This is a genomic window from Oricola thermophila, from assembly GCF_013358405.1.
GTDB lineage: Bacteria > Pseudomonadota > Alphaproteobacteria > Rhizobiales > Rhizobiaceae > Oricola > Oricola thermophila.
In genome coordinates this window covers 965492-977621 of sequence record NZ_CP054836.1, presented here as the reverse complement: position 1 = coordinate 977621, position 12130 = coordinate 965492, and the positions used below count along the sequence as shown (strand labels likewise).

11 protein-coding genes are annotated in these 12130 nt (G+C 62.2%); 1 reads left to right on the top strand and 10 read right to left on the bottom strand.

Going from position 1 to position 12130, the window contains the following annotated elements:
• Window positions 1–98: 98 nt before the first annotated feature.
• The 7 genes from HTY61_RS04605 to cpaB form a co-directional block, all read right to left on the bottom strand.
• Window positions 99–1046, bottom strand: a complete 948-nt coding sequence (locus HTY61_RS04605) for a type II secretion system F family protein (RefSeq protein WP_246272928.1) — start codon at window positions 1044–1046, stop codon at window positions 99–101.
• A 10-nt stretch (window positions 1047–1056) separates the two neighbouring features.
• Window positions 1057–2025 carry a type II secretion system F family protein gene (locus HTY61_RS04600; protein WP_246272927.1) on the bottom strand — a complete coding sequence of 323 codons (969 nt, stop codon included), beginning with the start codon at window positions 2023–2025 and terminating at the stop codon, window positions 1057–1059.
• Window position 2026: 1 nt separating this feature from the next.
• Window positions 2027–3442, bottom strand: a complete 1416-nt coding sequence (locus HTY61_RS04595; RefSeq protein ID WP_175275684.1) for a TadA family conjugal transfer-associated ATPase — start codon at window positions 3440–3442, stop codon at window positions 2027–2029.
• 55 nt (window positions 3443–3497) lie between these two features.
• Window positions 3498–4715: a CpaE/TadZ family protein gene (locus HTY61_RS04590; RefSeq protein WP_175275683.1), complete on the bottom strand. Its 1218-nt coding sequence runs from the start codon at window positions 4713–4715 to the stop codon at window positions 3498–3500.
• A gap of 48 nt (window positions 4716–4763) precedes the next feature.
• Window positions 4764–4976 carry a hypothetical protein gene (locus HTY61_RS04585; RefSeq protein ID WP_175275682.1) on the bottom strand — a complete coding sequence of 71 codons (213 nt, stop codon included), beginning with the start codon at window positions 4974–4976 and terminating at the stop codon, window positions 4764–4766.
• A 68-nt stretch (window positions 4977–5044) separates the two neighbouring features.
• On the bottom strand, window positions 5045–6433 hold the full coding sequence (locus tag HTY61_RS04580; protein WP_175275681.1) for a type II and III secretion system protein family protein: 1389 nt from the start codon (window positions 6431–6433) through the stop codon (window positions 5045–5047).
• The gene (cpaB, locus tag HTY61_RS04575; RefSeq protein ID WP_175275680.1) at window positions 6433–7368 is read right to left on the bottom strand and encodes a Flp pilus assembly protein CpaB; all 936 of its coding nucleotides are present in this window, start codon (window positions 7366–7368) and stop codon (window positions 6433–6435) included. Before cpaB ends, HTY61_RS04580 begins: the two co-directional genes overlap by 1 nt.
• Window positions 7369–7602: 234 nt before the next feature.
• On the opposite strand from cpaB, the gene parE reads away from it, so the two are divergent.
• Entirely contained in the window at window positions 7603–9654 is a 2052-nt protein-coding gene (gene parE, locus HTY61_RS04570) for a DNA topoisomerase IV subunit B (RefSeq protein WP_175275679.1), read from the top strand.
• A gap of 5 nt (window positions 9655–9659) precedes the next feature.
• Here parE and HTY61_RS04565 read toward each other — a convergent pair whose 3' ends face one another.
• The 3 genes from HTY61_RS04565 to HTY61_RS04555 form a co-directional block, all read right to left on the bottom strand.
• Complete coding sequence (locus tag HTY61_RS04565) at window positions 9660–10805, bottom strand: DUF2336 domain-containing protein (protein WP_175275678.1); 1146 nt, start codon at window positions 10803–10805, stop codon at window positions 9660–9662.
• 92 nt (window positions 10806–10897) lie between these two features.
• The gene (locus HTY61_RS04560) at window positions 10898–11497 is read right to left on the bottom strand and encodes a flavin reductase family protein (protein ID WP_175275677.1); all 600 of its coding nucleotides are present in this window, start codon (window positions 11495–11497) and stop codon (window positions 10898–10900) included.
• A 4-nt stretch (window positions 11498–11501) separates the two neighbouring features.
• A complete protein-coding gene (locus tag HTY61_RS04555; protein WP_175278421.1) occupies window positions 11502–12086 on the bottom strand; it encodes a nitroreductase family protein in 585 nt (194 codons plus the stop codon).
• Window positions 12087–12130 lie beyond the last annotated feature (44 nt).

The window sequence follows — 12130 nt, the reverse complement described above, 5'->3', positions numbered from 1 at the left end:
CTCTTTTCCAAAACGGTACAGGTTGCGGGTAAATCTGCGGTCGACAAACGCGGCTAACGAATTGCAAATGTCGGCCGAAGAATCTTCCGAAACCCGGTTCAGGAATTGAACCGAACGATGATCGGAATGATCGCGATCATCACCACCACCGGCAGGATGCACACGGTGACCGGTATCGACATTTTCGCCGGAAGCGCGTGTGCTTTCTCTTCTGCGGCCGACATCCGCTTGTGCCGCATTTCTTCCGAGAACACCTTCAGAGCGCCGGACAGGCTTGTGCCGAGTTCCTTGGACTGTTGCAACAGCGTGGCGAACGCACGCACTTCATCGACTCCCAGGCGGTCGCCGAGCGCTTTCAACGCGTCATTGATGCTGCGCCCCGCACGCAATTCCAGCGAAACCAGAACGAGGTTCTGGCTCAGGAGCGGATAGGTCGTACGAATTTCCTTGGAAACGCGCTCGATGGCTGCTTCCAGGCTCATGCCGGCATCCGCGCAGACGATCATCAGGTCCATGAAATCCGGAAATCCGTTGCGGTATTCGGTGACGCGCTGGGCGACCTGCTGCTTCAGTATGAAGGCCGGCACGAAATAGCCGCCGATTGAAAGTCCGGCGAGGATCATGACGCCGCGTTGCGAAACGGGCGACACATGCATTGTCAGAATCAGGACGATGCCGAGAACCAGACCGGCAACCATCGCCCCGAACCGGATCAGGAAGAACTTGCCGACAGCATCCGGGTCGAAATAGCCGGCGCGCATCAGTGTCTGGCGCAACCGGACCACGTTCTCGGGATCCGCCGACGCATAGAACTCCGCCGCCCTACGCGCAGCCTTGTCGGCGATTTCCGCTTCCCTGCGCTTCTGCTCCTCCGCAGCGTTCGCCGCCTCGCCCGCCTGGACGTCGTTCTCCTCGATGCGAACGTGAAGGCGGTTACGGACATGCGACTTTGTCCGGCGATCCTGCATGAAGGAATAGGCGATGCCGCCGATGCCAAGCAGCGAGATCAGGGCGCCCGCAGGAAGGACATATGCCGACAGGTCCATGACGCTTCTCCTAGAACTTGAAGCTGGCCATCTTGAACATGATGACATTGCCGAGGACCAGCCAGCCGAACGAGGCGCCGACGAGATACCAGGTCAGGGGTATGTCCACGACGTCCGTGTAATAGGACGGCATGAGAACGAGAACCGCGAGCACCAGGAGAACCGGCACCGCCGTCAGGATATAGGCCGACATCCTGCCTTCCACGGAGATCGCCTTCACCTTTCGCCGCAGCTTGCCACGCTCGCGGATCACGTTCGAAAGTCCCTCAAGTATCTCGCGAAGGTTGCCACCGGTCGTCGACTGGATCGAGACGGCGGTGACGAACAACGGCAGGTCCTCGTGGCCGACCCGTTCATAGAGATTGCGCAGTGCCGTCACCATGTCGGATCCGTATGTCACCTCGTCCGACACGATACCGAACTCGGTACCGATGGGATCCGGCATCTCGCGTGAAACCATCGAAACAGCGACCGGCACGGGATGGCCTGCCTTGAGGCCGCGCGTGATGAGATCGAGCGCTTCCGGCAATTGCACGCCGAAGCGCTTGTGGCGCTTCTTGCGCATCCACCGGAGGAACAGAACCGGTATCGCCGGAACCAGCGCCAGCCCGACCAGGATGCCGAAGGCAGGCTTGCCGACATAGACCCCGCCGCCGACGCCGATCGCCATCGCGATCGCCGACGTTATGGCGAGGAACGTCGGAAGCGGCATCACCATGCCCGACTGGATGCGCAGCTCGCGCAGCGCCGCCATCGGCGAGATGCGGGTCGCTTCGCCGTCAAGGCCGCGTTCCTTGCGCAACTGCACCAGCACCTGCTTCTGGTTCACCGTCTTAGACTGCAGCCGCATGCGACGGTTCACCACCTTCCGCTGCTCGGCGCCCGTCGACAACAGCATGTAGGCGGCCTCCGCCAGCATGATGCCGGCGCCCGCGGCGAAGGCATAGACGATGTAGAGCGTGACTTCGTCCAGCTCCATGTCACCCTGCCTGCTTGTTGGACGGATCGAAGTAATCTCCGGGGAACTCGATGCCCATGGCGAGCAGTTCCTCCAGGAAACGCGGACGGACGCCGGTGGCCTCGAAATGCCCGATGATCGAGCCGTCAGCGGTCATGCCGGTACGCCTGAAGGCAAATATCTCCTGCATCTGGATGACGTCGCCTTCCATGCCCGTCACTTCCGCGACGCTGGTCACCTTGCGCTTGCCGTCCGAGAGGCGCGTCAGCTGCACGATCAGGCCGATGGCGCTCGCGATCTGGCTCCGGATCGACGCGACGGTCATCGGCATACCCGTCATGCCGAGCATCTGTTCCAGGCGCGAAATGGCGTCACGCGGCGTATTGGCGTGGATCGTGGCCATGGACCCCTCGTGGCCCGTGTTCATCGCCTGCAGCATGTCGAACGCTTCCTCGCCGCGGCACTCGCCGAGGATCACGCGGTCGGGACGCATGCGCAGCGCGTTCTTGACGAGATCGCGCTGCCGGATCTCGCCCAGTCCCTCGGAATTGGCGGGCCGCGTTTCCATGCGCGCCACGTGCGGCTGCTGCAGCTGCAGCTCGGCCGCGTCCTCGATGGTGATGAGGCGCTCGTCCTCGGAAATGAAAGCCGAGAGCGCGTTGAGCATGGTCGTCTTGCCGGTGCCGGTACCGCCGGAGATGATCGTGGTGATCCGCGCATATACCGCTGCGGCGAGAACCTCGGCCATCGGCTGCGTCAGGGCGCCGAATTCGACCAGCTTGTGCAGGCCGAGCTTGTTCTTGGAGAACTTGCGGATCGAGACCAGCGGGCCGTCGACCGCGATCGGGCGAATGGCCGCGTTGAAGCGCGAGCCGTCCAGCATGCGCGCATCGCACATCGGCTGCGACTCGTCGATGCGGCGCCCCACTGCGGCGACGATCTTGTTGATGATCCGCAGCAGGTGGGCCTCGTCCTTGAACGGGATGGCCTCCTGCACGAGCTTCCCGCCGCGCTCCACGAAGCAGTTCTCGTGGCCGTTGATCAGGATGTCGCTGACGGTCGGATCCTTGAGCAGCGGCTCGAGCGGACCGAGCCCGACGAGCTCGTCGACCAGGTCATCGATGAGCGACTCCACTTCCGCGGCGTTGAGCGCGAGCCTTTCGGTGCGCACGTAGTCGGTCACGAAGGTCTGGACTTCCTCGCGCATGCGATCCGGCGGCAGCGACTCGAGGGCGACGAGGTTGATTTCCTCGATCAGCTTGCGGTGGAGTTTCACGCGCGCGTCGAGCGTGCGTTCCTTGGCCTTCGGCGCGGCCCGCACGGGAGCCGGCTTCGCCGCCCTCTTGTTGGGTATGACGACCGGCTTCTCCTCGGCCACCGGTGCCGGGCTGGCCGATGTCTCGCCGCGCGTCTTGAGCTGTGTGAACCTGCTCTGCATCGTGTTACCCGATCCCCTTCGACATTCCGTTGCCGACCGGAATGGCCGTCCCCCTTCAGCTTGCCTTCTTCAGAAGTTCCCTGCCCAGCCCGAGAAGCCCGCGCTTGCGGCTGCTCTCGAGCTGCATTTCATCCGGCAGGATGATGCGCTTGAGATCGAGAACGACATTGGCGTGGGCATCGATCTCATGCAGCGGCACGCCGCGGTCGACGGCCTCGCGAACGAGCCGATAGTTGTTCGATATCCCGCCCGCAAAGCGCTCGCCGAGCACTTCCTCGACATCCTCAGCGCGCACGCCTCCGCCTTCCAGCCCCTTCTGTGCGAAGCGGTTGACGATGACACGCGGCTTTACCTCCTTGCCGATCTCCGTCTCGATTGCGTGCAGCAGCCGCTGCGTGTGACGCAGGCAGGGCACCGTCATCTCCGCCGTCAGGTAGACATGGTTGGAGCCACGCAACACCGTTTCGGTCCAGGGAAACCATGTGCGCGGCACGTCGATGATCACGTTGTCGAAATAGGCAGAGACGAGATCGAGCACGCGGATCACGACATCGACATCGAAGGATCGCATTTCCATCGGCATGTTCGGCGCCGCCAGCACCGCGAGGCCGGATGAATGCTTGGACAGCATCGCGTCGAGCAACTGCCGGTCGAGACGCTCCACCTGGTTCTCGATCTCGGTGATGTCGAAGCGCGGCTCGAGGTCGAGATACTCGGCGCACGAACCGTTCTGGAAATTGAGATCGACGACACAGGTCGAAGCCGCACGCGTGGCCGAGCGATGCAACAGAAACGCGGTTTGCAGCGCGATCGTCGTGTTGCCGACACCGCCCGCGACCGGCATGAAGGCGCTGATGTCCGCCTCGCCGGCCTCGTTCTTGTCCATCCCCTTAAGCGCCCTAATGCAGGAACGCACAAGGTCGGTCGTCGACACCGGCTTGACCAGGAAGTCGGCGACATGCAGCTGCACCACGATGCGCACCATCGCCGGCTCGCAGCTGCTGGCCACCACGATCACAGGCACCCGATCGGTCAGCCGGCGCGTTACCCGCTGCAATGCCTCGAGGCGCTCGAGATTGGCCTCGTCGATATCTATGATGATCGTGCCAGCTTCGGTATCGCTGATCTCGCCCTGCAGTTCGGTCACGTCCTTGTCGATCGTGACCAGCGTGATCGCATCCGACACCGAGAACGCCGTCTGCGTCGTCGCTGTAAACTGCCTGTCGGTCGAGACGAGTACGACCGTGTTGTTCCTTGGCTTGGCGTCGGTCATTTTTCTTTTCTTTTACAGTTGGTTACACTGTATTCTTCAGCATCTTTCTCACTCGGCGAGCGATGTCGTCGCGCCACTTCCGGCGTTCGAGCCGCCGTTACCGGTCGCTTCCGTACCACCGCGCTCCGCCGGCACGACGAGGTCGGTGTCCTGCACGCCGGACGGCCACGGGTCGATGATTTGCAACGCACTGTTTGCCGCGACCGAGTTACCCGCGCCGAGCGTGATGCCCTCCAGGTCCCGGTCCTCCGTGGTCGACATGCACCCGCAAGACGCAACACCTGCCAGAGCAAGAACGATAATTCTGGAAACTAACCGCATGGTCGCACCTACTGATCCAGATCGAGGGTCAGGATATGCCCGCTTGTCCGCATGGCCGGCATGCCGTCCGCGGTCTTCGCGATGGCAGCGGAACGCATTTCATCGACACCAAGGATCGTACTTTCGAACTCGGTCGCCGGACGCGAGCCGTCGAGCGGCGTTGTAGCCGGCGTGGCAGGCTGGATTGGCTGTACCAGGTGAGGCGTAACGATCATCACAAGATCGGTTTCCTTGCGCTGGAACTCCTTGCTAGAGAACAGCGCGCCGATAACCGGAAGCTTGCGCGCACCGGGCAGGTTATCCCGCGCGACATCGCTTTCGACCTGGAACAACCCCGCCATCATGAAGCTCTGACCGCTCTTCAGGTCGACCGAGGTTTTGGCGCGGCGCACGGAAAACACCGGATAGCCGAAGGAATCGTAGGATTGGTCGATGGACGACACTTCGGGTTCGATCTCCAGCGAAATCAAGCCGCCCTTCAGTACCGTTGGAGTAAATTCCAATCCTACACCGAACTTCTTGTAGGTTACGGTCACCTTCCCGTCATCGTCGGTTATGGCTATCGGATATTCGCCCCCGGCCAGGAAGCTGGCGGTTTCTCCCGACCGCGCCACGAGGTTCGGCTCGGCCAGCCGTCGCGCGACCCCGCGTTTCTCCATCGCCTTGATCGCTACATCGACATTGAGCCCGCCACTTATCGCGGCGCCAAAGAAATTGCCGATCGAGGAATAGCCGACCGCCCCCCGATCCTTGTACCTCGTTTCGGAATCGTAGCTCAGCCGGTTGATATCCACCCCAAGCTCATGGCCCGCGTTCCGGTTGATCTCCACAAAACGCACGTTGAGCTGAACCTGCTGCGACGAGGTAATATTCACCGAGTTGATGATCTCCTCCTCGCTGCCGGCGAATTTGGCGGCGATCTCCTTCGCCCGGTCGGCGGAGACCTGGTCCGGCGCATCGCCGGAAAGCACGACCTGGCCGTTGGTGGTTGTGACCTTGATATCCGCATCGGGCACGTTCTGCCGGATTGCCGACTTCAATCGCGTCGTGTCGACCGAAACCTCGATGTCAACGGAACCGATCAACTGCTTCTGCGCATCGAAGAGCGCAATGCCCGTCGTGCCGGCAGATACGCCCAGGACGTAAAAGGACCGGTTGGTCAGCGGTTGCACATTGGCGATTTCAGGATCGCCGACGACAATCTCGTGGAAGGCGTTCTGCGTACGGATGGTCTTGGGTTTGCCCTTCTCCACGGTGATCAGATGCGTTCCGCCGGACGTGATGTTGATCACATTGGCGTCCGCCAGCGCGGCGTCGGACGGCGCTACTGCCGCAAGGCCAGCCCCTGCGGCAAGTATCCCGAAGAAAGCGTTCAAGAAAGGGTGCGAACGTTTCATCACTGCACCGCTCCTTCGTTCCGGACATCGTAGGTCTGCACCTCGGCATTGCGCCGGACCGTCACCTTCGCGGTCGAGGCTACCGGTTCGGTCGAAAATGACGAGGTGAAAGAGTCGTCGATACCATGCGACGGCATGGCCAGCTCGTCGTCATCGACGTCACCCGCGCTGCGCAACTGCAAAGAAAGCGCCCCCGCCGACTGCGCGGCGGCCAACACCTTGGCGCCGGCTGTATCGACTTCCAGCGTCACCGCCCGCACGACCACCGGATCGGACTGGCGCTCGTCTGCTATCTGGTCAATGGACAGGACTTTCACCTTTTCGAGTATGATCGTCGTCGCCACGAAGGAATCCGGATCACCGGTGAAGGTCCGGTCTCCCACCGGCGACACCTCGATCGGCGCGATTTCCCCCGCGCTCGTGTCGTTTGCATCACCCTTGATCGTGAAAGTGCGCGTCAGTGCTATGTCCACGCGGTCGCCGGGCACCACGAAACCTGCAACACCCGAGATATCGTCTACACGGATGGTCACCGCGCGCATCCCGTCCTCGATACGGCGCGAGAGCGTCGCCCGCTCGCCCGGATCGGTCACCTTGCCGACCAGGATCGGTTCGTTTGCCTCGATCGCCGCCAGGGCAGTGCGCTCGCCCTCGGAAAGCATGTCGTCTACTGTCCTGAACACGCCTTTCGGCAGGCTGTCTTTCGGCCAGGGAATCTCCTTCACCATGCCCGGATCGATCAGCGCGCCATAGCGCATCGGCTCAGCTGCTACGACGATTGTGGTAAACTCAACCTCGGAAGCATCGCCGCCCTGCGTCTCCACGGTCTCGACCACCGTGCGGACATTGCTTTTCAGCCAAAAGTCGGCCGCAACGATCGACATGCCGCCAAAGACAATGGCGATCCCCCCCATGACCAGGAATTTCTTGTTCAATTGAGCCCCCGCCTTTTCCGCTTTGCGGATGCCAGTTTTCCCCACTTTTCGGGTTACAATGGCGGAGAACGATAAATATTAGGGAAATCCCTTGTCTCTAATTCTCACTAATCGGGATTGTGGTTAAACCAGCGTAAAACCGCGCGGCATAGCACCAGACCTGTTCGCGTCTGGCATCCCCGCGTGCAATATTCCGAATGTGATTCGCCCCTCCACCGACGACTGACAATGGCAATGGACGACAACAGCGATCTTTTCAGCGGCTACCAGGAAACGCCGAAGCCACGGCCTACCGAAAAGGCAGCGGCCTCCGATGCCCCTGCATCACGCAAGACGAAGGCCGCCATCGAAAAGACGAGCGAATACGACGCATCCGCTATCGAGGTACTCGAAGGGCTGGAGCCGGTTCGGCGGCGCCCCGGCATGTATATCGGCGGCACGGATGACAAGGCCTTGCACCACCTCTTTGCCGAGGTGATCGACAACTCGATGGACGAGGCTGTTGCCGGCCACGCGACCTTCATCGAAGTCACGCTCGGTGCTGACGGCTATGTTTCGGTCACCGACAACGGCCGCGGCATACCCGTAGACCCGCATCCAAAATACAAGGACAAGTCGGCGCTCGAGGTCATCCTCACAACCTTGCATGCCGGCGGCAAGTTCGATTCCAAGGTCTACGAGACGTCCGGCGGATTGCACGGCGTTGGCGTGTCCGTGGTCAATGCGCTGTCGGACGATCTTGAAGTCGAGGTGGCCCGCGGGCGCCGCTTGTATCGCCAGCGCTTTTCGCGCGGTCTGCCGGTAACATCCCTGGAGGACATCGGCGAGGTTCAGAACCGTCGCGGCACGAAGGTCCGTTTCCACCCCGATGCCGAAATTTTCGGCAAGAACGCGAAATTCGAGCCGGCTCGCTTGTACAGGATGGCACGCTCGAAGGCCTACCTGTTCGGCGGCGTGGAGATCCGTTGGAACTGTGCACCTGAACTGCTTGGCGAAAAGGACGAGACGCCCCCGAAGGCGGTGTTCCACTTCCCGGGCGGCCTAAAGGACTATCTGGAAGCTAGCCTTGGCCCTGAGCAGCGGGTCACGTCCAACATCTTTGCCGGGAAAAGCGAGCGCCCGGGCGGTCACGGCTCGGTTGAATGGGCGGTCACGTGGCATGGCGGCGACGGTTTCGTGCATTCCTACTGCAACACCATTCCGACCCCTGAAGGCGGCACCCACGAAGCCGGCCTGCGTACCGTCTTGACCCGGGGCCTCAAGGCCTATGCCGAACTGGTTGGAAACAAGCGCGGCTCGGTCATCACGACGGATGACGTGATGATTTCCGCCGCCGCTATGCTGTCGGTCTTCGTGCGCGAACCGGAATTCGTTGGCCAGACGAAGGATCGACTTGCGACCACGGAAGCCCAGCGCATCGTCGAACAGGCCTTGCGCGACGCCTTCGACCATTGGCTGGCAGCTTCTCCCCAGGAAGCCAACGCCCTTCTCGAATGGGTGATCGACCGCGCGGACGAGCGCCTCAAACGACGCCAGGAAAAGGAAGTCAACCGCAAGACCGCCGTGCGCAAGCTGCGCCTGCCGGGCAAGCTAGCCGACTGCAGCCAGAATTCGGCCGCAGGCGCGGAACTCTTTATCGTCGAGGGCGATTCCGCCGGCGGCTCGGCAAAACAGGCACGTGACCGCAAGACCCAGGCGATCCTGCCGCTGCGCGGCAAGATCCTGAATGTCGCCAGTGCCGGACGCGACAAGCTCGTGGCCAACCAGCAGATCGCCGACCTGATCCAGGCGCTGGGTTGCGGGGTCCGTTCGAAATACCGCGAATCCGATCTGCGCTACGAGCGGGTCATCATCATGACGGACGCCGACGTGGACGGTGCCCACATCGCCTCGCTGCTGATCACCTTCTTCTACCAGGAGATGCCGGAACTGATCCGAGGCCAGCACCTGTTCCTCGCCGTTCCCCCGCTCTACAAGATAACCCAGGGTGGCAAGACGCTTTATGCGCGTGACGATGCCCACAAGAACGAGCTCGTCCAATCAGAGTTCGCCGGTCGCGGAAAGATCGAGATCAGCCGCTTCAAGGGCCTGGGTGAAATGTCCGCCCAGCAGCTGAAGGAAACGACCATGAACCCGTCGGTACGCACGCTGCTGCGGGTCGAGGTCGACGAGGAAAATGCGACGGAGACCCGGAAAACCGTCGACAGCCTGATGGGCACGAAAGCCGACGCCAGGTTCCGCTTCATCCAGGAAAACGCGGCCTTCGCCAAGGATCTCGATATCTAGGGCCGCTACGCGGCAGCGAGGTTCAGCGCATGTTTGCGCGCGTTCTGGCGGATCATGTCGAGATGGATCGACCGAAGGAGCGCTACAACGTCGTCATTGGCATGGTCCTTCGCCGCCAAGTGCTCGGTTTCGAACCGTTCGAGCACCATCCGGGTGACTTCCTGTTCTCCCGATTGCAACCTACCGTTCGCGACGTCGCGCCAGATGCGGATTGCATGCGTGAACAGCGAGTGGACACTTTCGGCAAGGCCCGCGGCTTCGAGGAGCGCGCGCAACTGGTTCTCACGCTCGCTGGCGAATATTGCCGTTACCCGCGTATAGGCTTGCCCCGAAAGGTCCGCGATGACACGGGCCACGAAGTCGACCTTTCCGGCACAGATAGCGCGTATGAGCAGCTTCGTGGTCAGCGCACCGGTGGCCCGCAATTCATCGATCAACTCGGTTACGCCATCATCCGTGCGCCCCGATGCGAATAGCACCAGCGCACTTGATGCAGCCTCATTGCTGATACGTCGGGCGCTCGTTTCGCCCAGCACACGCGCCACGAGAGGAGAACCGGCCAGCGCGTCCCGGGCAGCCTGCATGACCTTCAGCCGTTGGACCGGAGACAGGTCCGGATCTGCAAGCAAAGCGCCACGCACATCCGCATCCGTCAGATGCTGCTCAATGATCAACTCCCGGCAACGCGCGCAGACCTTGGCATTGTGATTTCCCAGCAGCGCCAGGATCGCATCGCGATGGCCATGCTGGCTGATCGCCAGCGCCAGGCTGTTGGATACTTCCGGCCGACTTGCGATCAGCACCTGGATCCGCGGCTCCGCGATCGCGACCCGGGCAATCAGGTCACCGTCGCGCAGCACCGGCGAACGCGCAATGACGAGGCTGGCGATCTCGTACTGGTCGCCGGCCAGAGCGGCGATGATATGCGGCGGCGCCGCGCGGCTGGAAGCCATTGCCTCCGCCAGGGCGAGCCGCACCTTGGGAGACGGATCGTCGAGCAGCAGGGTCATTGCCGCATCCGCTGCGCAACGCTCGTCGAAATCCATCACCTGCGACTGCAGATAGGCCCGGGCCAGCGCCGATGCGGCCGCCGCCCGCTTGGCCACATCGGCTGCGCGACTCCATTTCAAGAAGTGCTGAACGATCGTCATCGCGCGATTCCCCCGCAAATTGGCTCTGGAAGCACGCTAGGCGGAAATGGTTTACGTTTCCTTCACCATGTCTGTTAGCAAAGGAGAGGCGGTCAGCCGCGTACCGGACGCGCGATGCTGACGATCTGCGGATCGAGTCCGTAGTCGAGATATCCCAGCCTGGTCACCGGTTTTGCCTTGGCGAGGTCGAAAAGACCGTCGGTCAGCATCGCATCATCGATATGCACGCCGACGACCTCGCCGAAGCACATCAAGTTTCCCGTTTCGCCGTCGCGCCCCCTCACCGCGCGGATCTCGGTGACCACGCATTCGAGCGAGGCCGGCGCATCCGCCACGCGCGGCGCCTTCACGATCCTGCATCCCGCTTCGGCCAGGCCGGAGGCCCCGAACTCAGACACGCCCCGTCCATACGCGAAGGAAGTCTGGTTCATTGCGGCGACCAGCTTCTCGCCGACGAAATTGCACACGAACTCGCCGGTCCTCTCGGCGATCTGGATGCTGTCCTTGCGCCCGCCGGACGAGAACATCACCACCGGCGGCGTATCGGAAACCGCGTTGAAGAATGAATAGGGTGCGAGATTTGCCACCCCGTCCCGGTCGCGTGTCGATATCCATCCGATCGGTCGCGGCGCGACGATGGCCTTGAAGGGATTGTGCGGCAGCCCGTGCCCGCTGGCCGGCTCGAAGAACATTCCGTCAGCCCTCGTATTCGCCGCTGTATTCCGAGACCAGCTTGTCAATATCCGGCCGCGGCCGGTCCGGGACCTCGGCGGCCCGGCTTCCGATATGGACGATTCCCGCCATGCGCTCCTCCGGAGACAGGCCGAGGATCGCCCGCCCCTTCTCGTCGTCGGAATACCAGCCGGTCACCCAGTTGGCGCCGAACCCGAGGGCATTGGCGGCATGAACCAGGTTCATCGCCACCGCCCCCGCGGAGAGGAATTGCTCCCAGGCGGGGATCGTGTCGTGCGCCCGGGTGACGGCAACGACACCGACGGCGACCGGCGCGCGCAACAGCCGGTTTCGCTCCCTCTCGATCTGCTCCTCGCTCATGGGGCCGTTCAACTCTTGCGCGCGTGCTGCCAACTTCTCGCCGATCTCGCGCCCCGCAGCCTCGCGGTAGATTATGAACCGCCACGGCTCCAGCCGGCCGTGATCTGGCGAACGCGCGGCGATCTGCATGATCTCACGCAGCTGGGCCGCGTCCGGACCGGGCTCGCGGATCATGGTCAGCGGCACGGAGCGACGGGACTTCAGGTATTCGATGACAGGATTATCCATGGACATGAAATTGCTCGATTTTGCATGATTGGTATGCTCCCTAT